16 protein-coding genes are annotated in these 20,576 nt (G+C 67.2%); 5 read left to right on the top strand and 11 right to left on the bottom strand.

Translation table 11 applies throughout. The features are described from left to right. Positions 1-42: 42 nt before the first annotated feature. Positions 43-672, bottom strand: a complete 630-nt coding sequence (locus J7024_RS28100; protein WP_234745643.1) for an NAD(P)H-binding protein — start codon at positions 670-672, stop codon at positions 43-45. A gap of 261 nt (positions 673-933) precedes the next feature. On the opposite strand from J7024_RS28100, the gene J7024_RS28095 reads away from it, so the two are divergent. After that, the gene (locus J7024_RS28095) at positions 934-2,487 is read left to right on the top strand and encodes an NYN domain-containing protein (protein ID WP_124830926.1); all 1,554 of its coding nucleotides are present in this window, start codon (positions 934-936) and stop codon (positions 2,485-2,487) included. Positions 2,488-2,570: 83 nt separating this feature from the next. Here the strand turns inward: J7024_RS28095 and J7024_RS28090 are convergent, their stop codons facing one another. The 8 genes from J7024_RS28090 to J7024_RS28055 all read right to left on the bottom strand — a co-directional run bounded on the left by J7024_RS28090 (position 2,571) and on the right by J7024_RS28055 (position 16,452). Further along, positions 2,571-2,954: a VOC family protein gene (locus J7024_RS28090; protein WP_124830925.1), complete on the bottom strand. Its 384-nt coding sequence runs from the start codon at positions 2,952-2,954 to the stop codon at positions 2,571-2,573. A gap of 105 nt (positions 2,955-3,059) precedes the next feature. After that, the gene (locus tag J7024_RS28085; protein WP_175751083.1) at positions 3,060-6,368 is read right to left on the bottom strand and encodes an efflux RND transporter permease subunit; all 3,309 of its coding nucleotides are present in this window, start codon (positions 6,366-6,368) and stop codon (positions 3,060-3,062) included. Between the two features lie 3 nt (positions 6,369-6,371). Continuing rightward, entirely contained in the window at positions 6,372-9,485 is a 3,114-nt protein-coding gene (locus J7024_RS28080; protein ID WP_124829662.1) for an MdtB/MuxB family multidrug efflux RND transporter permease subunit, read from the bottom strand. 15 nt (positions 9,486-9,500) lie between these two features. Continuing rightward, positions 9,501-10,868 (bottom strand): MdtA/MuxA family multidrug efflux RND transporter periplasmic adaptor subunit, encoded by a 1,368-nt coding sequence (locus tag J7024_RS28075; RefSeq protein ID WP_124829661.1) that lies wholly within the window; start codon positions 10,866-10,868, stop codon positions 9,501-9,503. A gap of 246 nt (positions 10,869-11,114) precedes the next feature. Then, positions 11,115-11,939, bottom strand: coding sequence for an IclR family transcriptional regulator (locus J7024_RS28070; RefSeq protein WP_124829660.1), 825 nt, complete (start codon positions 11,937-11,939; stop codon positions 11,115-11,117). Between the two features lie 563 nt (positions 11,940-12,502). Then, entirely contained in the window at positions 12,503-14,467 is a 1,965-nt protein-coding gene (locus J7024_RS28065) for a PhoX family protein (protein ID WP_124829659.1), read from the bottom strand. 202 nt (positions 14,468-14,669) lie between these two features. After that, entirely contained in the window at positions 14,670-15,863 is a 1,194-nt protein-coding gene (locus J7024_RS28060) for an ammonium transporter (protein ID WP_098549255.1), read from the bottom strand. A 253-nt stretch (positions 15,864-16,116) separates the two neighbouring features. After that, the gene (locus J7024_RS28055) at positions 16,117-16,452 is read right to left on the bottom strand and encodes a hypothetical protein (RefSeq protein WP_175770328.1); all 336 of its coding nucleotides are present in this window, start codon (positions 16,450-16,452) and stop codon (positions 16,117-16,119) included. 193 nt (positions 16,453-16,645) lie between these two features. On the opposite strand from J7024_RS28055, the gene J7024_RS28050 reads away from it, so the two are divergent. The 4 genes from J7024_RS28050 (at position 16,646) to J7024_RS28035 (ending at position 19,153) form a co-directional block, all read left to right on the top strand. After that, positions 16,646-17,071, top strand: a complete 426-nt coding sequence (locus tag J7024_RS28050) for a hypothetical protein (RefSeq protein WP_124829657.1) — start codon at positions 16,646-16,648, stop codon at positions 17,069-17,071. Between the two features lie 93 nt (positions 17,072-17,164). Beyond that, positions 17,165-17,620, top strand: coding sequence for an Rrf2 family transcriptional regulator (locus tag J7024_RS28045; protein ID WP_124829656.1), 456 nt, complete (start codon positions 17,165-17,167; stop codon positions 17,618-17,620). Between the two features lie 137 nt (positions 17,621-17,757). Continuing rightward, positions 17,758-18,399, top strand: coding sequence for an NAD(P)-dependent oxidoreductase (locus J7024_RS28040; protein WP_234745642.1), 642 nt, complete (start codon positions 17,758-17,760; stop codon positions 18,397-18,399). Positions 18,400-18,682: 283 nt separating this feature from the next. Beyond that, the gene (locus J7024_RS28035) at positions 18,683-19,153 is read left to right on the top strand and encodes an Lrp/AsnC family transcriptional regulator (protein WP_096509011.1); all 471 of its coding nucleotides are present in this window, start codon (positions 18,683-18,685) and stop codon (positions 19,151-19,153) included. Positions 19,154-19,251: 98 nt separating this feature from the next. On the opposite strand, the gene J7024_RS28030 is transcribed toward J7024_RS28035, so the two are convergent. After that, a complete protein-coding gene (locus tag J7024_RS28030; RefSeq protein WP_124829654.1) occupies positions 19,252-20,025 on the bottom strand; it encodes an ABC transporter ATP-binding protein in 774 nt (257 codons plus the stop codon). A gap of 4 nt (positions 20,026-20,029) precedes the next feature. Next, on the bottom strand, positions 20,030-20,576 hold a 547-nt coding region (locus tag J7024_RS28025), incomplete at its 5' end, for an ABC transporter permease (protein WP_234745641.1).

Below are 20,576 nucleotides of genomic sequence, written 5' to 3'. Positions count from 1 at the left end.
CGGCAACGAACCGCAACGCCGCCGTGCGGCGGCGCGGGAGCGTTACGCGCGCAACGCCTGTTCGATCGGCACGCTGCCGCCGACGAAGCCGATGACCTTGCGCGAGATGCCGAGCTTGATCGCTTCGATCGCAGCCCATGCGACATCCTGGCGCGAGACGGGCGGCGCCGCGTCGAGCGGCTCCTCGGTCAGCGCGATCTTGCCGACGCCCGGGCCGTCCGCGAGCGGGCCGGGGCGCAGGATCACGTAGTCGATGCCCGACGCGATCACGCGCTCGTCGCCTTCGCGCTTCATCTGCGAATAATGGCGCAGCGAGTCGCCGCTGCGCTCCGGCCAGTACGCGCTCAGCGAACTGATCACGACCAGCTTCTGCACGTTGTAGGCGAGCGCATGCTCGGCCGCGCGCGCGACTGCGTCGCGGTCGATCTGCTCCTCTTCGGCGGCGCCTTCCGACTCGGCCGAGCCGGCCGCGTAGATCACGTGCGTGATGCCCTGGAACGCGTGGGAGAAATCGCCCGTCAGATCGGCCTCGACGACCTTCGCGCCGGGCAGCGCATAGCCGTGCCGGCGCACCAGCGCAGTCACCTCGAATTCCGGCTGCTTGAGCAGCAGATCCGCGCAGGCCAGGCCGGTGCGGCCCGTTGCGCCAATCAGCAGTACCTTCGTCGTCATGAAAGCGCTCCTTGCTCGATGCGTCATCCTTCCAGATAGGGACGGACGACCGATACTCAAGTGTATGTCGATTTGGGCGGGCGGCGCTCAGGTAATGAGGGCCGTACCGCATGCAGGCGGCGGGCATGGTCCGGCGGGGCCCGTCATGGCACCGTCGCTGCGCACGGATTGCGGGATCGACCCGCCGACGGGCTATCATGTGCGCGATGCATTTTTCGCCGCTAGTGAATACAACGCGGCGACCAACCGGTTGGAGTACACATGGCATTACCCCTGGACAATATCAGCATGGCCGTGTTCTGCGACTTCGAGAACGTCGCGCTCGGCGTGCGCGACGCGAAGTACGAGAAATTCGACATCCAGCCCGTGCTGGAGCGCCTGCTGTTGAAGGGCAGCATCGTCGTGAAGAAGGCCTATTGCGACTGGGAGCGCTACAAGGGCTTCAAGGCGTCGATGCACGAGGCGAGCTTCGAGCTGATCGAGATCCCCCACGTGCGCCAGTCGGGCAAGAACTCGGCCGACATCCGGCTCGTGGTCGACGCGCTCGATCTCTGCTACACGAAGTCGCACGTCGATACGTTCGTGATCATCAGCGGCGACTCGGATTTTTCGCCGCTCGTGTCGAAGCTGCGCGAGAACGCGAAGAAGGTGATCGGGGTCGGCGTGAAGAAGTCGACGTCGGATCTGCTGGTCGCGAACTGCGACGAATTCATTTTCTACGACGATCTGGTGCGCGAGCAGCAACGCGCGCTGGCGAAGCGCGAACAGCAGCGCACCGGCAACGGCGGCGCGAAGCGGCCCGACGAGCCGTCGCGCAAGCCCGAGATGGAAGCGCGCCGGACCGAGGCGATCGCGCTGGCGGTCGAGACGTTCGATGCGCTCGCGTCGGAGCGCGACGACGTCGGCAAGATCTGGGCGTCGGTGCTCAAGAGCGCGATCAAGCGCCGCAAGCCGGATTTCAACGAGTCGTATTACGGTTTCCGCGCGTTCGGCAACCTGCTCGACGAAGCGCAGGCGCGCGGCCTGCTTGAAGTGGGGCGCGACGACAAGTCGGGCGCGTTCGTGTCGCGGCCGCGCCAGCCCGCGGCGGCCGAGCAGGCGCCGGCCGCGCGCGACACGGGTGCCGGCCATCACGGCCATGGCGCGCGTCATGCGGAGCCGGCGCCGGCCGAGCGCGAGCCGCGGCGTCGCGGCCAGCGGGGCCAATCGGCCGCAGCCGTGCAGGAAAGCGTGCAGGTCGACGTGCAGGAGACGGCCGTGATCGACGTGACGGCCGAAGCGGCGAACATGCGTGCGGAAACGGCCGAAGCGGCTGGCGCGATCGAAGCGCCCGACGCGGTCGCGGTGACGGACACCCACGGCGATGCGAAGGACGGCCGCAAGCGCACGCGCAAGAGCGCGGCGAAGAAGGCCGGCGTGAAGAAGGGCGGCGACGCGAAGGGTGCCGCTCGTCATGCGGCGGCGAAGCCGGACGACGCAGCGCACGGTAGCGTGAAGCACGGTGGCGACAAGCATGCGGACGACAAGCATGCCGAAGCGACGCATCGCGACGCCGAGCACGGCGACGATCGCCACACCGCGGCGAAGCACGTGACGCCGCCGGCCGGCGAGTTCGCCGGTTCGGGCACCGCCGCGCAGCCGTCGCATGAAGCTGCGCGGGTCGAATCGGCAACTGAAGCGGCCCGTGCATCGGGTGGCGACGCGGCCCAGGAAGCGACCGGTGACGCGCCGGCCGATGCGAAGCCGAAGAAACCGGCCCGCAAGACGGCTGCACGCGCGCGCCGTCCGCGCAAGACGGCCGCCGCCGCCGAGTAAGGGGCGGCGGGCGGGGCGGTGCCCGACTCGCGGCGCCGCCCGCGCCAGGCGTCCCGGCCGGTGCAATGCCGGTCGAGGCGCCGTTATCCGTTCAGCACGTACGGGCGCGTCATCACCTCGAGGAAGTGACCGTCCGGATCGTCGAAATACACGCCGCGACCGCCGTTATGGCGGTAGATGTCGCCAGGCTGCCGCTTCGCCGGATCGGCCCAGTGCGGCAGCCCTTGCTCGCGAATGCGCGCGTACACGCGATCGAAGCCGGCTTCGTCGGTCAGGAACGCGTAGTGCTGGGCCGCGATCTCCCCGTCCTGTTCGTAGAAGTCGAGCGACACGCCGTTGTCGAGCTGGACGACCAGCATCGCGCCGAACGGCGTCGGTGCCGGCAGTTCCAGCAGCCCGGTGAGAAAGCGGCTCGACGCGTGCTTGTCGCGGCACCAGACGATCGTATGGTTTAGCTGGACATTCATGGTGTGTCCCCGGGAACGGGCGCGAGGGTGCGCATGGACACACGATAGCCGATCGCCGCCGGTGTTCAAGCGTGCAAGCGGCCGCCCGGGGCGGCCGCTCGTGCGTTACTCGCCGGCCACCGCCGGGCCGCCCGAGTTGCTGCGGCGGTTGCGGCGCTTCTCGCTCCATACCCGCAGCCGGTCCATGTACAGATAGACGACCGGCGTCGTATAGAGCGTCAGCACCTGCGACATGATCAGGCCGCCGGCGATCGCGATCCCGAGCGGCGCGCGCAGCTCGGCGCCGTCGCCGTGCCCGAACGCGAGCGGCAGCGCGCCGAGGAGTGCCGCCATCGTCGTCATCATGATCGGCCGGAAGCGCAGCAGGCACGCCTCGTGGATCGCATCGAACGACGACTTGTGGCCAGTGCGCGTCTGGTCGATCGCGAAGTCGACCATCATGATCGCGTTCTTCTTCACGATGCCGATCAGCAGGATCACGCCGATCAGCGCGATGATGCTGAACTCGGTCTTGAACAGCAGCAGCGCGAGCAGCGCGCCGACGCCGGCCGACGGCAGCGTCGACAGGATCGTGATCGGGTGGATGTAGCTCTCGTACAGGATCCCGAGCACGATGTAGACGGCCAGCAGCGCCGCGAGGATCAGGATCGGCTGGTTGTTCAGCGATTGCTGGAACGCCTGCGCGGTGCCCTGGAAGCTGCCGACGATCGTTGGCGGCACGCCGATCTGCGCCATCGTCTGGTAGATCACCTGGGTCGCCTGCGACAGCGACACGCCCGGCGGCAGGTTGAACGAGATCGTCGTCGCGACGAACAGCCCCTGGTGGTTGACCGACAGCGGCGTCGTGCTCGGGCCGAATGTCGCGATCGCCGACAGCGGGATCATCGTCGATTTCGACGTCGACACCGACGCGCCCGACGACGCACTCGACTTGCCGCTCGACGCGATCGAGTTCAGCGCCTGGTTGCGCGCGGAATCGGAGGCGATCGCCGCGGCGCTGGTGGCGGCCGTGGCGGCGCTCGACGTGCCGGCCGACGTCGCGACGAAGGTGCCGGCGGCGGCGTTGGTGGTCTGCGAGCCGTTCGCGCTGCCGCCCGACGTGCTGATCCATACCTGGTTCAGCATCTCCGGGCTCTGCCAGTATTGCGGCGCGACTTCCATCACGACGTGGTACTGGTTCAGCGGGTTGTAGATCGTCGAGACCTGGCGCTGGCCGAACGCGTCGTACAGCGTGTTGTCGATCTGCGCGGGCTTGATGCCGAATCGCGCGGCGGTTGCCCGGTCGATCGTCACCATTGCCTCCATGCCGCCTTGCTGCTGGTCGGAGTTCACGTCGGTCAGTTCGGGGCGTTTTTGCAGCGCCTCGGTCAGCAGCGGCCCCCATTTGTACAGATCGGCGGTCGAATCGCCGAGCAGCGTGAACTGGTACTGCGCGTTGCTCTGCCGGCCGCCCACGCGAATGTCCTGTGCGGCTTGCAGGAACGTGCTCGCGCCCGCGACGTCCGACAGCGGCTTGCGCAACTGTTGGATCACCTGGTCGGCGGACAGCTTGCGCTGGGTGCGATCCTTCAGCATCACGAACATGAAGCCCGAGTTGGTCTGCGTGCCGCCGGTGAAGCCCGCGACGCTCTGCACGTTCGGGTTGGCCTGCACGATCCGCATCATCTCGGTGAACTTCTGCTTCATCGCCTGGAACGACGTGGACTGGTCGGCCCGAATGCCGCCGATCATCAGCCCGGTGTCCTGCTGCGGGAAGAAGCCCTTCGGTACGACGATATACAGGTAGACGTTGAGACCGATCGTCGCGAACAGGATCAGCACGATCAGCAGCGGGCGGCGCAGCGCCCACGACAGCGAACGCTCGTAGCCGCGCTGCATTCGCGTGAAGACGCGCTCGAGGAAGCGGCCGAAGCGGCCTTCGTCCTCGACCTCGTGCGGCTCGCGCAGCAGGCGCGCGCACATCATCGGCGTGACCGTGAGCGAGACCGCGAGCGACACGGCGATCGCGAGCGACAGCGTCAGCGCGAACTCGCGGAACAGGCGCCCGACGATGCCGCCCATCAGCAGGATCGGCAGGAACACCGCGACGAGCGAAATGCTCATCGACAGCACCGTGAAGCCGACCTCGCGGGCGCCGTCGAACGCGGCCTGCAGCCGCGGCTTGCCGTTCTCGATGTGGCGGGTGATGTTCTCCAGCACGACGATCGCGTCGTCGACGACGAACCCGGTCGCGACGATCAGCGCCATCAGCGACAGGTTGTCGATCGAGAAGCCGAGCAGGTACATCGCGCCGAACGTGCCGATGATCGAGATCGGCACCGCCACGCTCGGGATCAGGGTCGCGCGCCAGTTGCGCAGGAACAGGAACACGACCATCACGACGAGGCTGACCGCGATCAGCAGCGTGTGCTCGGTGTCCTTCAGCGACGCGCGAATGGTGGTCGACCGGTCGAGTACCGGCGTGACCGTGATGTCGGCCGGCAGCGACGCGGTGAGCTGCGGCAGCGCCGCGCGCACGCGGTCGATCGTGTCGATGATGTTCGCGCCGGGGGAGCGGTAGAGGATCACGAGCACCGCGCGCTTGCCGTTCGACAGGCCGAGGTTGCGCAGATCCTCGACCGAATCGACGACGTCGGACAGATCCGACAGCCGCACGGCCGCGCCGTTGCGGTACGCGACGACGAGATCGCGGTACTGCGATGCCTGCGACGCCTGGTCGTTCGTATAGAGCTGGTAGTGCTGCGGGCCGAACTCGATCGCGCCCTTCGGGCTGTTCGCGTTGGCGGACGAGAGCGCCGCGCGCACGTCCTCGAGGCCGATCCCGTAGTGGAACAGCGCCTGCGGCTGGAGCTCGACGCGCACGGCCGGGTTCGCGGAGCCGCTCACCGTCACCTGGCCGATCCCGTCGATCTGCGACAGCGACTGCTGCAGCACGGTCGACGCGGCGTCGTACAGCTTCGCGGGCGACGACGTTTCCGACGTCAGCGACACGATCATGATCGGCGAATCGGCCGGGTTGACCTTGCGGTACGTCGGGTTGCTCTTCAGCGATGCGGGCAGGTCGGCGCGCGCGGCATTGATCGCGGCCTGCACGTCGCGCGCGGCGCCGTCGATGTCGCGGTTCAGCCCGAACTGCAGGATGATCCGCGCGTTGCCGACGGTGCTGGTCGACGTCATTTCGGTGACGTCGGCGATCGAGCCGAGGTGCCGCTCGAGCGGGCTGGTCACGCTGGTCGCGACCGTCTCCGGGCTCGCGCCGGGCAGCGACGCCTGCACCGAGATGGTCGGGAAGTCGACCTGCGGCAGCGGCGACACCGGCAGCTTGATGAACGCGAACAGGCCCGCGAGCGCGACGCCGAGCGCGAGCAGCGTCGTCGCGACGGGGCGGGTGATGAAGGGGCGCGACAGGTTCATGGCTTACGCATCAGTGTGCTTGCCGGCGGCGGGGCCGTGCCGTTCGAACCAGCCGCGCACGCGACGCGCGAGGCTGTCGAAGCCGAGGTAGATCACCGGCGTCGTGAACAGCGTCAGCACCTGCGACACGACCAGGCCGCCCGCGATCGCGATCCCGAGCGGCTGGCGCAGCTCGGAGCCCGCGCCGGAGCCGACGATCAGCGGCACCGCGCCGAGCAGTGCTGCGAGCGTCGTCATCAGGATCGGCCGGAACCGCAGCAGGCACGCCTGATAGATCGCCTCGCGCGGCGGCTTGCCTTCGACGCGTTCGGCCTCGAGCGCGAAGTCGATCATCATGATCGCGTTCTTCTTCACGATCCCGATCAGCAGCACGATCCCGATGATCCCGATGATGTCGAGGTCGTGGCCGGTGATCATCAGCGCGAGCAGCGCGCCGACGCCGGCCGACGGCAGCGTCGACAGGATCGTGATCGGGTGGATGTAGCTCTCGTACAGCACGCCGAGCACGATGTACATCGTGATGACGGCCGCGAGGATCAGGAACAGCTGGTTCGACAGCGACGCCTGGAACGCGAGCGCGGCCCCCTGGAAGCGCGTCTGGAACGAGCCGGGCAGCGCGATGTCCTTCTCCGCGGCGTCGATCGCCTTAACGGCCTCGCCGAGCGACGCGCCCGGCGCGAGGTTGAACGAGATGGTCGTCGACGGGAACTGCGACAGGTGCGAGACCAGCAGCGGCGACGGCCGTTCGTGGAACGACGCGATCGACGACAGCGGCACCTGGCCGCCGCCCGCGGACGGCAGGTAGATGTCGTTCAGCGACTGGGCGTAGTGCTGTTCCTTCGGCTCGGACTCGAGAATCACGCGGTACTGGTTCGACTGCGTGAAGATGGTCGACACGATACGCTGGCCGAACGCGTCGTACAGCGCGTTGTCGACGGTCGCCGGCGTGATGCCGAAGCGCGCGGCGCTCGCGCGGTCGATCTCGATGTAGACCGACTGGCCGTTGCTCTGCAGGTCGGTCGCGACGTCGGCGAGCGACGGCTCCTGCTGCAGCCGTGCGACGAGCTTCGGCACCCAGGTCGCGAACTCGTCCTCGTTCGGGCTCGTCAGCATGAACTGGTACTGCGTCGGGCTCACGGTCGAGTCGATCGTCAGATCCTGCACCGACTGCATGAACAGCGAGATGCCCGTCACGTTCGCGACGCGCTGCTGCAGGTCGCGGATGATCTGCGCAGCGGTTTCGGAGCGATCGTCGCGCGCCTTCAGGTTGATCAGCATCCGGCCGCTGTTCAGCGTGATGTTGCTGCCGTCAACGCCGATGAAGGACGTGAGGCTCTCCACGTTCGGATCCTTCAGGATCTCGGCCGCGAGCGCCTGCTGGCGTTCGGCCATTGCGCTGTACGAAATCGACTGCGGCGCCTGCGTGATCGCCTGGATCACGCCGGTATCCTGCGCGGGGAAGAAGCCCTTCGGCACGTACACGTAGAGCAGGGCGGTCAGCCCGAGCGTGATCAGCGCGACGACGAGCGTCGAGCGCCGGCGGTTCAGCACCCATTCGAGCGCGACCGCGTAGCGCGCGATCACCCAGTCGATCCCGCGGTGCACGCGCGCCTCGAAGCGGTGGCTCTCGGGCGGCGGCGAATGGCGCAGCAGCTTCGCGCACATCATCGGCACGAGCGTGAGCGACACGATCGCCGAGATCACGATCGTCACAGCGAGCGTAATCGCGAATTCGTGGAACAGGCGGCCGACCACGTCGCCCATGAACAGCAGCGGGATCAGCACCGCAATCAGCGACACCGTCAGCGAGATGATCGTGAAGCCGATCTGCTTCGAGCCCTTCAGCGCGGCCTCGAGCCCGGTGTCGCCTTCCTCGACGTAGCGCGCGATGTTCTCGATCATCACGATCGCATCGTCGACGACGAAGCCGGTCGCGATGGTGAGCGCCATCAGCGACAGGTTGTTCAGCGAGAAGCCGGCCAGGTACATCACCGCGAGCGTGCCGATCAGCGACAGCGGCACCGACAGGCTCGGGATGATGGTCGCGTAGATGTTCGCGAGGAACAGGTACATCACCAGCACGACCAGCGCGACGGCGAGCAGCAGTTCGAACTGCACGTCGCGCACGGCCGCGCGGATCATCGTCGTGCGGTCGGTGACGATCTGCACGTCGAGCGCCGCGGGCAGTGTTTCCTGCAGCTTCGGCAACTGCGCCTTGATCGCGTCGACAGTCGCGATCACGTTCGCGCCCGGCTGGCGCTGCACGTTCAGCACGATCGCGGGCTCCGAATCGACCCACGCGCCGAGCTTGGTGTTCTCCGAGCCGGCGACGACCTTCGCGACGTCGGTCAGCATCACCGGGCGGCCGTTCTTGTACGCGACCACCGCGTCGTTGTACTGGTCGGCGCTGGTGAGCTGGTCGTTCGCATTGATCGTGTACGCGCGCGTCGGGCCGTCGAAGTTGCCCTTCGGCGTGTTCACGTTCAGGTTCGAGATCGTCGTGCGCAGGTCGTCGAGGTTCATCCCGTACTGCGCGAGCGCGGTCGGGTTCGCCTGGATCCGCACCGCCGGCCGGTTACCGCCCGACAGGCTCACGAGGCCGACGCCCGCGATCTGCGAGATCTTCATCGCGAGACGCGTGTCGGTCAGGTCCTGCACCTGCGTGAGCGGCAGGGTCTTCGACGTGATCGCGAGCGTCAGCACCGGCGCGTCGGCCGGGTTGACCTTCGCGTAGATCGGCGGGGCCGGGAGGTCGGACGGCAGCAGGTTGCCGGCCGCGTTGATCGCGGCCTGCACTTCCTGTTCGGCGATGTCGAGCGGCAGGTCGAGCGAGAACTGCAGCGTGATCACCGATGCGCCGGCCGAGCTTTGCGACGACATCTGGTTCAGCGACGGCATCTGGCCGAACTGCCGCTCCAGCGGCGCGGTGACCGACGACGTCATCACCTCCGGGCTCGCGCCCGGATAGAAGGTCTGGACCTGGATCGTCGGGTAGTCGACTTCCGGCAGGGCGGCGAGCGGCAGGAAGCGCAGCGCGACGATACCGGCCAGCATGATCGCCGCCATCAGGAGGGCGGTGCCGACCGGCCGGAGAATGAAGAGGCGGGATGGATTCATCGAGCGGCCCGCGCGTTACTGGGCCGCGGGGGCCGCAGCCTGCGACGCGCCATGCTTGTGTCCGCCGTGGTGGCCGGCCGTACCCGAGGCGCCAGACGCCGCTCCGGCGCCATGCGCGCCTTTCGGCTTGTCGGCCGGGATCGTGACTTTCGCGCCTTCGCGCAGCCGGTCGGAGCCGTCGGTGACGACGCGCTCGCCGATCGCGACGCCGCTCGCGATGCTCGTGCGCTCACCGTCGACCGGGCCGGCCGTGACCTTGCGCACCGTCACCGTGTTGTCGGGCTTCACGATGTAGACGAACTGGCCGATCGAGCCGGTCAGCACCGCGGACGTCGGCACGATGGTCGCATTGCGGAGCACGTCGACGAGCAGCCGAGTGTTGACGAACTGATTCGGGAACAGCAGGCCGCCCTTGTTATCGAACATCGCGCGCAGCTTGACCGTGCCGGTGCTGGTATCGATCTGATTGTCGACCGTTGCGAGCGAACCCGTTTCGAGCGGCACCGTGTTGTCGCGGTTGTATGCGGTGACCGACAGCTTCTGGCCTGCGTTCACCTGCTTGAGGATCTGCGGCAGGTTGTCTTCCGACGTCGTGAAGATCACGCTCATCGGCTGGAGCTGCGTGATCACGACGATCCCGTTCGTATCGCCCGGTGTTACATAGTTGCCCGGGTCGACCTGGCGCAGGCCGACGCGGCCCGACACCGGCGCCGTGACGCGCGCGTACGTGAGGTTCAGCTTCGCGGAATCGATCGCCGCCTGGTCGGTCTTCACCGTCCCTTCGTATTGCTTGACGAGCGAGGCCTGCGTGTCGACCGTCTGCGACGCGATCGAGTCCTGCGACAGCAGCGTCTGGTAGCGCTTCAGGTCGATGCGGGCCGTCGCGAGCAGTGCCTGGTCGCGCGCGAGCGTGCCTTCGGCGTTCTCGAGCGCCACCTGGTACGGGCGCGGATCGATCTGCGCGAGCAGGTCGCCTTTCTTTACGATCTGGCCTTCCTGGAACGCGACGGACTGCAGGTAGCCCGACAGTTGCGTTTTGACCGTCACGTTCGCGAGCGGCGTCACGGTGCCGAGCGCGGACAGCACGATCGGCATCTCGCCTTGCGTTGCGGTCGCGACCGACACCGGTTGCGGCACGTTCGCCATCGCCGCGGGACCGCCGCGGCCGCGATGACCGCCCCCGCCACCGCCTGCAGCGGCGCCGGACGCCGCGCCGCCCGCTGCCGGCGCGCCGGCCGGCGTACGGCTCCACGGATGCCACCACAGCAGGCCGCCGATGACGACGACCGCAAGCGTCCCGAGCACCAGTGTGCGGCGCGGACGGCGAGCGGCGGGGGAGGCGGGATCCTTCGAAGGGGGCGTGGGCTTTTGTTGGTTGTCCATCGTGTTCTGTCAGGAAGACGGCGCGGCGTGCCGGGGCAACGGGCGCGGAGCTGCGCGTGGGCATGCGGTGCCGGAGGGCTGGCTCGGTCCGGGCCCTTCCGATCCGCGCGAGAAAAGAGCGGTGCGCACCGCGAATGCGGCGCGACGATGGGCATGATCCTACGTCCCGTCCCCGTTAGAGTCCAGTAGTCTATCTTTCAACGGGTTACGCTCGTTACAGAACGCGACAGAACGATGACGAATCGATTACAGGTCGCCCCGTCGGGCTGGCGCGCCGCCGATCTCGCGAGTGATTTTCGCGATACATTCGTGCAGCGCGGGCACCACGTGTTCCTGCAGCCATTCGGGCGAGCACTGGCTCGCCGCGCCGCCGCAATTGACCGAGTAGCGCTGGCCCGACGGACCGACGAATCCGGCCGCAACCGCGTTCAGCCCTTCGCGCCATTCGCCGATTGCGATCGCATGGCCTTCGCGCATCGCATCTTCGAGCGCAGGGGTCAGGCGAGCCGAGACGTGCGGCCAGTCGTCGCCGGCCGTCATGCGCAGCGCGTCGAGCAGCGCGCGCCGCTCGTCGTTCTCCAGCGCCACGAGATAGGCGCGGCCGACGGCGGTGCGCGCGATGTCCATCCGCGAGCCGATCTCGAGGCGCGTGACGAGCACGGCCGAGCGCGGCCGGATCACGTCGATCGCGACCATGTCGAGCCGGTCGCGCACCGCGAGGTGCACGGACAGCGACGTGCGCTCGGCGAGTTCGATCATGAACGGCCGCGAGCGCGCGCGGATGTCGAAGTTGCGCAGGAAACCGTGGCTCAGCTCGAGCACCGACGCGGTCAGGACGAAGCGCTCGCTGTCGGGCAACTGGAACAGGAAGCCGGCGCTGACGAGCGTCGCCGTGATGCGCGATACGGTCGGCTTCGGGATGCCGGTCAGTTCGGTCAGCTCGCGATTGCTGACCGGTGCGTCGGCCGCTGCGATGCGGCGCAGCACGGCGAGGCCGCGTGCGAGCGCGGTGATTTCGTCGGGCGACGATTCGCGTTCTCGGGGCACGGGAGGCGTTACAGATGTCGACACGAGGGATTCTCTCTATTTCCGAAACTCGATTTCAATTTTGTTGGTATCGTACGATAATTGTCAAAACATGCGCGTTCCACGGGTGAAGCGTTCATCGGATGATATTTTACGGGTTCACCCTTGGTTTATTAGGAAAACGCTCAAGGCAGCGTTACCGGAAAGTGAAGAAACCGGTGCAAATACCGCTTGACTTGTCGGGCGGAAACGGAAAGAATGTCTCACGTTTTCGAAACATCGTTTCAGGAGTTTAACCGGCAACGGTGTTTCGCGCAGTCTCTCAGGTTCTAGCACGGCCCTCGGAATGGCTAGAACTTTTTTAGCGCCACGGTTTCCGTGGCGCTTTTTTTTGCCCGTCCGCCGGACGCGTCAGGCCCGTATTATCCCCGATCGTTTGAAAACGCCCGTTCGACCGCGCGCGCGCGTGTGTGCGGCGCACGAAAAAAAGCGCGACGCCCGAACGGGCATCGCGCATAAACCGGCGTGGAGCGCCGACGAATGAAACGTGATGAAGAAGCGGGGCGGCGAGGGACCGTCGATCGGGCGAGCTGTCCCTCGCGCGATGCTCAGGCCTTCGCGAGCTTGATGCTGGTCGGCTCCGCGGTCAGGTAGCCGACGCTGGCGCCGAACCGGTCCTTGAAGTTCGCGCGCACGAGCGGATCGAGCGTCGGCTTGACCTTGTCGTGCAGCGGCGACTCCCAGTCGCCCGCGTGCTGGAAGTTGCTCATGATGTACGTCCAGCCGTTGATCTCGTCGACCGCGTGCAGGCCCGTCGATTCGGCGCCGGCCGGACACGACAGCACGCGCGTGAGCGATTTCGTATCGACGTTGTACGCCCACAGGAAGTTGTTCACGTGCATGCCCGAGTCTTCGCCGATGAAGAGGGTGCGCAGCTTTTCGGAGAACTTCAGGTTGTCCGGGTTCGCGATCTTGTCCGGGTGTGCGAGGTTGCCCAGCGCGTCCGCCGTCGCGAGATCCTCGCCGACGAGCGCGGCCGGCGCGCTCATGTCGACCGGCACCCATTCGCTGTCGATCGCGGCGCCCGACGTGTCGCGCTGGCCGGCCTTCAGGTTCAGCGCGTAGACGGCGCCCGCGGCGATCTTCTTGTCGACCGCGACGTCGCGCGACACGGCATTGCCCTGGACCATCGACGTTTCGATCCGCGACATCGCCGTGTAGACGATCTTGTCCTTCGCGTTGACCGTCGTGCCCTCGAGCTTCGTGAACGCCATGCTGCCGCCGATCAGCGCCGCATAACGGTGCGTCTCGAGGAACGCGGCCGCCTTTTCCATCCCGGGCTTGATGCGCATCCAGTTGAACTTGCCGCCGAAGTGAATCTTCGTGTAGCTCGCATCGTTCGGGTCGGTCGTCGTCAGGTCCATGATGTCCGACGCCTTCAGCTTGTTCGCGAGCGCCTCGATTTCGCTGCTCGTCGCGTGGCCGATCTTGATCCACGTCAGCGTCGCGCTGCCGGCGCCGGCGGACGATGTCTGCGTCCACTTCGCGATGTACAGCGTGCCGGCCGACAGGTCGGCCGCCTTGTCGGCGACGAACATAAACACGCCGCCGTTGGTTGCATCGTCACCCATCATCACGGTGCGCTGGTCCGGCATCACCTGGATCAGTTCGTGCGAGATGCGGCCGAGGCAATAGTGCTTCTTGACCGTGCCCGTGCCGTCCGGGTTCACCGTGATCTCGGGCAGGTGGCCGTAGTGATAGGGGTTCGCCTTGGCCTCGTCGCCGAACGTATTCTTGCTGAATGCCTTGAACTGCGCGTCGGTCGCGGCCTTCGTCGCGTCCGGCTCGTATTCCTCGCTCGACAGGTGCGTGCCCCACGGCGACAGGCTCGCGCCGCAGGTGATCCACAGGCCGTGCGCCTTCGACGTGTCGACGTTGTGATACTTGACGACCTTCAGCGCACCGTTCGCCGGATCCTGGTCGAGCGTGATGACCGCGATCGGCGACGGCAGCTGGCCGTACTGCGATGCGCTTGCCTGGTCGCGCGTCGTGTATTCGAACTGCACGACCGCGAATACCGTGTTGCCTTTCACGCCGGCCACGTTCGCGTTCTTCACCGTCAGCAGCGAGCTGCCGTCCGGGCAGTCCGAATAGAACTGGCGCTCCTTGCCGGCGACCGAGCGATCGATGATCGGCTGGTTGTTGATGTCGTAGTAGCCGCCTGCGAGCGTCGTGCCGCCCTTGCCGTCCGGCACCATGTCGCCCGTCACGAAGAACGGCCGGTACGCGAGCTTGAAGTTGCGCGACGAGCCGTCGGAGAACGACACCGACAGCGTCGATCCGACCGTCGTGGTGGCCATCGCGGCCGCATTGTCGAGCGTCGGGGCGGCCATCGCCGAGAATGCCGCCGATGTGTAGGCGGCAGCAGCCGGCGTCGTGACTGAAGCGGGGTTGTCGTCGCCGCCGCAGCCCGTCAGCAGGGCTGGCAGCGCGAGGCCGGAAAGAGGCAGCATGGGCGCGCCGGCGAGGATCTTCAGGGCCTGACGACGGGAAGCATTGGGCAACGCGGGCATGTGGAGTCCAGTTTCGATTGTTGGAAGAGTCGTCTTCGCGAGGCAGGCAACTTGCAGGCTTTGCGAAGGCGAGTTGAAAACTGGACGGAAGTGTAGGGGTGCTGGATGAAAGTTTTTTGAATTGAAAACGTAATGTTGCGACGGACATCCGTCAGGCAGGCTGCCGGATGTCCGTCTCGCGCTCGAATGCGCTCGGTCGCGCTCAGTCGCGCTCGGGTGTGGCCGAGATGCGGTGGATCGACAGGTCGGCGCCGTCGAATTCGGCTTCACGGTCCAGACGCAGCCCGACGGTCGCCTTCAGCGCGCCGTAGACGAGCGTGCCGCCCGCAGTCGCGATCGCAATGCCGCCGAGCGTGCCGATGAGCTGCGACACGAACGACACGCCGCCGAGGCCGCCCAGTGCGGGCTGTCCGAACACGCCGGCCGCGAGCCCGCCGAGCGCGCCGCACATGCCGTGCAGCGGCCACACGCCGAGCACGTCGTCGATGCGCCACTTGTTCTGCACGCACGTGAACATCGCGACGAACAGCGCGCCGGCCACGGCGCCCGTAACGAGCGCACCGATCGGGTGCATCACGTCGGAGCCCGCGCATACCGCGACGAGGCCCGCGAGCGGGCCGTTGTACGTGAAGCCCGGGTCGTTGCGGCCGGCCATCCACGCGGCGAGCGTGCCGCCGACCATCGCCATCAGCGAGTTCACCGCGACGAGGCCGCTGATCTTGTCGAGCGTCTGCGCGCTCATCACGTTGAAGCCGAACCAGCCCACCGCGAGCACCCACGCGCCGAGCGCGAGGAACGGGATGTTCGACGGCGGGTGCGCGGCGATCCGGCCGTCCTTCGCATAGCGGCCGTGGCGCGCGCCGAGCAGCAGCACGGCCGGCAGCGCGACCCAGCCGCCGAACGCGTGCACGACGACCGAGCCCGCGAAATCGTGGAACGGCGCACCGAACGCATGCGTGAGCCAGTCCTGCACGCCGAAGCGGCCGTTCCATGCGATCCCTTCGAAGAACGGATAGATGAAGCCGACGATGATCAGCGTCGCGACGAGCTGCGGATTGAATTTCGCGCGCTCGGCGATGCCGCCGGACACGATCGCGGGAATGGCCGCCGCGAACGTCAGCAGGAAGAAGAAACGCACGAGTGCGTAGCCGCTGTGCTGCGACAGCGTGCCGATGTCGTCGAAGAACTCGACGCCGTACGCGATCGTATAGCCGATGAAGAAGTACGCGAGCGTCGACACCGAGAAGTCGACCAGGATTTTCACGAGTGCGTTGACCTGATTCTTCTTGCGGACCGTGCCGAGCTCGAGAAATGCGAAGCCCGCGTGCATCGCGAGCACCATAACGGCGCCGATCAACAGGAACAGTGTGTCGACGCCGGATTTCAGACCATCCATGCCGTGGCTTCCTTGCGCAAAAAACGGGCAACGAATGCAAGTATCGAGCCAACTTGGTGAACGGCTGCGTGCAATTGGTGCTGAAGGCCCGGCGGTGTGGCATTCGGGTGAGGCGTGCACGATCGCGGGGCAGGCGAGGCGGGGGCAACGGGCCGCATCGAATGCACGTGTGTGGTGCGCGTCGTGCGTAACTGGTGCGTGCGACGCGCGGCGCGGTGCGGCGTGGTGCGCCGCGATGCACCGTGCTGGCGCGTCAGCGTCGCGCGAACAGCATGCGCGGGCGGCGCAGCCGCAACGCGCACGCCGACCAGTAAGTCGCCACGGCCGCCAGCCCGAGCGCGGCGAATGCGAGCGCCGCAATGCCCGCGGGCGACTGGCCGCTGCCGTCGGGGCCGAGGATGCCTTGCGCGACGATCAGCGCGGCCGTCCAGAAGCCGATCACGGCCTGTGCGAGCAGGCGCGCGGACGCGATGCGGCGCGCGTGCCCGGCGTCGCGCAGGCGCTGTGCGGACGGGGGGCGCAGGCACAGGAACAGGGTAGTGGCGAGCACGGCAGCCAGCGCGATGAACCAGTCGATGAGGAAAGCCATGAAGGAGCGAGAGACGGACGAAGCGGATCGAAGCGTGCCCACTTTAGTGTCGTTGCGCCTGCGATTGAATCAGACGAATCCGAAATTGAAAGGCATTTTTAATCGTGAGTCGTCATTGGCCCCGTTCTGCAGGCGGTATCATCGACGTCGGTCCAACCATTCAGGCCGTGCGATGCTCGGCCGGAGATTGCTGATGAAGATGAAGACTTGGCGGGCGCGTCGCGCGCCCGGCTCTGTACTGGCGGTCGCGACCATCGGCGCCGCGTTGTTGCTCGCTGGCTGCGAGAAGTCCGGCACGCCGGCCACGCAACCCGATACGGCCGCGAGCGCGGCCGCCGATGCCGCGAACAATGCGGCCAAGGCGCTCGATCAGGTGGCGAGCACCGTCAACCAGCAGATCGATGCCGCGAAGGCCGGTATCGCGTCGGCGGCGTCGGCCGTGCCGCCGCTGTCCGCGAGCGGTCTCGCCTCCGCCGCGCAGGCGCAGTTCGATGCGGCGGCTTCGTCTGTCGTCGCGCATGCGGCATCCGAAGCAGGCGCGAAGATGGCGGAGGCCGGCAAGAAGCTCCAGCAATGGAGCCAGCAGAATGCGACAGACGCGAAGCCGGCCAGCAACTGAACGCGTGCTTGCATAATCCGTGAAATGTAATTATAGTGGTTACATATTGACGCCGGCCGCTGTCCGGGCCGGCGTCAGCCGAGTGAGTGAGGAATGAATACCAGCAGCCGGTTCGCGTTTGCCGTTCACGTGCTTGCCTTGCTGTCGATGCAGGAAGGTGCGCCACTGTCGTCCGAGATCATTGCTGGCAGCGTGAACACGAATCCGGCGCTGATCCGCCGGCTGTTGTCGATGCTGGCGGCCGCGGGGCTCACCACGTCGCAGCTTGGCGCCGGAGGCGGTGCGCTGCTGGCGCGCGAGCCCGGCGACATCACGCTGCTCGACGTGTATCGCGCGGTCGACGATGCGCAGCTCTTTGCGCTGCACCGCGAGGCGCCGAATCCGGCGTGCCTCGTCGGACGGCACATCCAGGGCGCGCTGATCGACTATATCGGCGACGCGCAGCGTGCGATGGAAGCATCGCTCGCCACGCGCACGCTGGCCGACGTCACGGCAGACGTGCTCGAATCGGAGCAGCGCGGCCGGGCTGCCGGAAGCGCGGGCGGGTAGGCGCGGGCAATGGAAGATGCAGGGCAGGAAGCCGGCGGCGCGCATGCGCGGCGGTCGGCGCAACGGGGCGTTTGCTCCGTTTTTTTTCGGTCTTATATGTAATTACTATAGTTACTTTTTATTTCTGGAGAATCGATATGACGCAACGTACCTTGAACATCGCGCTGTTTGGCGCCACCGGCATGATCGGCTCGCGCATCGCCGTGGAAGCCGCGCGTCGCGGCCATCGCGTGACCGCGCTGTCGCGCCATCCGGGCACGGCCGGCGACGGCATCACTGCAAAGGTGGCCGATCTGTTCGATGCGGCCAGCATTGCGGCTGCGTTGCCGCGGCACGACGTCGTCGCGAGCGCGTACGGTCCGAAACAGGACGATGCCGCGAAGGTCGTCGCGGCTGCGAAGGCGCTGGTTGCCGGCACGCGCGAAGCGGGCCTGAAGCGGCTCGTCGTGGTGGGCGGCGCCGGTTCGCTCGAAGTGGCGCCCGGCAAGCAACTCGTCGACACCGAAGGCTTCCCGGACGCATACAAGGCGGTCGCGCTTGCGCATCGCGATGCGCTCGACTATCTCGAAACGGTCAGCGACCTCGACTGGACGTTCTTCGCGCCGGCCGCGCTGATCGCGCCGGGAGAGCGCACAGGCACGTTCCGTACCGGCGCCGGCAAGCTGATCGCGGACGCGCAGGGCAACAGCAAGATTTCGGCGGAAGACTACGCGGTCGCGTTCGTCGATGCGCTCGAGCAGCACAGCTTCGTGCGCGAGATCGCGACGGTCGCGTATTGAGCGGCATCGCGGCGGGCGGTGCGTAAGCGGCGGCATATGGATTGCACGCGGCGCCACCCCGCAACGGGTCGTGATTTCGGGCGGCTCCCCCTTGACGGGGGGAGTCGCCCGTTTCGTTTGGCATGCTGATTTCGGGCCTTTCGGTGCGAACGGAAGTGCATACGGCGAATCGTCTCGCGCTCGATTGGTATTTATCCCGGTCGACGCGGCGCAGCGGTTTCCATATTGTTCCCCGTCATGCTGAATGCATAGAAAAAATTTCTATCGAAGAAGGACCGGGTAAATGGATGCCATCGATCGCAAGCTGCTGGAGCTGTTGCAGGCAGATGCCACACTGCCGATCGCGGAGCTCGCGCAGCGGGTGAACTTGTCGCAGACGCCATGCTGGAAGCGCGTGCAGCGGCTCAAGGAAACCGGCGCGATCCGCGCGCAGGTCGCGCTGTGCGATCCGCGCAAGCTCGGCGTCGGCACGACCGTGTTCGTCGCGATCCGCACCAACCAGCACACCGAAGAGTGGGCGCAGCGCTTCACGCAGGCCGTGCGCGACATGCCGGAGGTCGTCGAGGTGTACCGGATGAGCGGCGAGACCGACTACTTGCTGCGCGTGGTGGTGGCCGGCATCGACGATTACGATCGCGTGTACAAGCAACTGATCCGGACGGTGCCGCTGTTCGACGTCAGCTCGTCGTTCGCGATGGAGCAGATCAAGTATTCGACCGCGCTGCCGGTGCGCGATCTTTCCGAGCCGGCATAAGGGCGGCACCAGGCCGGCCTTACGCGGCAAGGCGGCAAGGTGCGGCGCGGCGTGCGGGTACGCCGCCCCCGACAACGATACGCGCCGTGACCGCGCGCTCAGCGGCCCCGTGCGAGTGCGCGCGCGCGTTCGTCCGCCAGCGCGTCGCGGCGCACGAACTCCGCGACGAACGGGCTGGCCGGATGGCGATGCAGTGCATACGGCGTGTCCCATTGCGCGAGCTGGCCATCCTTCATCACGCCGATCCGGTCGGCGATCGCAAATGCTTCCGCCTGGTTGTGCGTGACCAGGATCGCGGTGTGGCCGGTGCGCTTCAGGATTTCGCGCAGTTCGAACGCGAGCCGCTCGCGCGTATCGACGTCGAGATTCGAGAACGGCTCGTCGAGCAGCAGCAGTTCCGGCGACGGCGCGAGCGCACGGGCGAGGGCGACGCGTTGCTGCTGGCCACCCGACAGCTCGTGCGGATAGGCGCCGCCCGAATCGGCGAGCCCGACGAGATCGAGCATGTCGGCGACCCGCACGCGGCGCTCGGCCTTCGGCATCCGGCGCAGGCCGAACGCGATGTTCTCGGCCGCGTTCAGGTGCGGGAATAGCGCGTAGTCCTGGAACATCATCCCGATGCGCCGCCGCTCGGGCGGCACGTCGAGCGCCGGCGCGGCGACGGGGGTGCCGTCCAGCACGATGCGCCCCATGCGCACCGGCTCGAAGCCGGCGATCGCGCGCAGCACGGTGGTCTTTCCGCAACCCGATGCGCCGAGCAGGCAGCCGATGTCGCCGCGCGGCAGCGCGAGGCTCAGCCCGTCGACCACCGTGCGGCGGCCTTGCGGCGTGTCGTAGGCGACGCAGAGGTCGTCGAGTTCGAGCAGGTTCACGGTTTCAGGCTCCGATCTTGTGGCGGGTGCGCGCGAGCAGGATTACCGGCACGAGCCCGGCCAGCACGATCGCGAGCGCGGCGACCGCTCCTTCCTCATAGGTGCCGCGCGCGGCTTCCGCATAAAGCCAGGTCGCGAGCGTGTCGAAATTCAGCGGGCGCAGCAGCAGCGTCGCCGGCAACTCCTTCATCGCGTCGACGAAGACGAGCAGTGCGCTCGTCGTGAGCGCGGGCCGCAGCAGCGGCAGGTGTACGCGGCGCAGCGTGCCGCCGGCCGTCTCGCCAAGCGAGCGCGCGGCCTGTTCGAGCGACGGCGGAATCCGTGCGAGGCCGGCCTCGATGCTGCCGGTCGAGATCGCGAGAAAACGCACGGCGTAGGCGATCACCAGTGCGGCCGCGGATCCCATCAGCAGCAGCCCGTCGCGGCCGAGCGTCGCACCGAGCAGCCGGTCGGCCGCCGCGAACGGGATCAGCAGGCCGATCGCGAGCACGGTGCCCGGCACCGCATAGCCGAGGCTCGCGATCCGCGCGCATGCGCGGGCCGGACCCGCA

The sequence above is a fragment of the Burkholderia sp. WTPI3 genome (assembly GCF_021483755.1).
Taxonomy (GTDB): Bacteria; Pseudomonadota; Gammaproteobacteria; order Burkholderiales; family Burkholderiaceae; genus Burkholderia.
This window is presented reverse-complemented; position numbering and strand designations above follow the sequence as displayed.

Excerpts from the sequence above, each read along its gene's own strand:
- J7024_RS28040 (WP_234745642.1), top strand. The coding sequence starts at position 17,758 with ATGACGCAACGTACCTTGAACATCGCGCTGTTTGGCGCCACCGGCATG.
- J7024_RS28095 (WP_124830926.1), top strand. The coding sequence starts at position 934 with ATGGCATTACCCCTGGACAATATCAGCATGGCCGTGTTCTGCGACTTC.
- J7024_RS28090 (WP_124830925.1), bottom strand. The coding sequence starts at position 2,954 with ATGAATGTCCAGCTAAACCATACGATCGTCTGGTGCCGCGACAAGCAC.
- J7024_RS28085 (WP_175751083.1), bottom strand. The coding sequence starts at position 6,368 with ATGAACCTGTCGCGCCCCTTCATCACCCGCCCCGTCGCGACGACGCTG.
- J7024_RS28100 (WP_234745643.1), bottom strand. The coding sequence starts at position 672 with ATGACGACGAAGGTACTGCTGATTGGCGCAACGGGCCGCACCGGCCTG.
- J7024_RS28035 (WP_096509011.1), top strand. The coding sequence starts at position 18,683 with ATGGATGCCATCGATCGCAAGCTGCTGGAGCTGTTGCAGGCAGATGCC.
- J7024_RS28080 (WP_124829662.1), bottom strand. The coding sequence starts at position 9,485 with ATGAATCCATCCCGCCTCTTCATTCTCCGGCCGGTCGGCACCGCCCTC.
- J7024_RS28055 (WP_175770328.1), bottom strand. The coding sequence starts at position 16,452 with ATGGCTTTCCTCATCGACTGGTTCATCGCGCTGGCTGCCGTGCTCGCC.
- J7024_RS28050 (WP_124829657.1), top strand. The coding sequence starts at position 16,646 with ATGAAGATGAAGACTTGGCGGGCGCGTCGCGCGCCCGGCTCTGTACTG.
- J7024_RS28045 (WP_124829656.1), top strand. The coding sequence starts at position 17,165 with ATGAATACCAGCAGCCGGTTCGCGTTTGCCGTTCACGTGCTTGCCTTG.
- J7024_RS28065 (WP_124829659.1), bottom strand. The coding sequence starts at position 14,467 with ATGCCCGCGTTGCCCAATGCTTCCCGTCGTCAGGCCCTGAAGATCCTC.
- J7024_RS28075 (WP_124829661.1), bottom strand. The coding sequence starts at position 10,868 with ATGGACAACCAACAAAAGCCCACGCCCCCTTCGAAGGATCCCGCCTCC.
- J7024_RS28060 (WP_098549255.1), bottom strand. The coding sequence starts at position 15,863 with ATGGATGGTCTGAAATCCGGCGTCGACACACTGTTCCTGTTGATCGGC.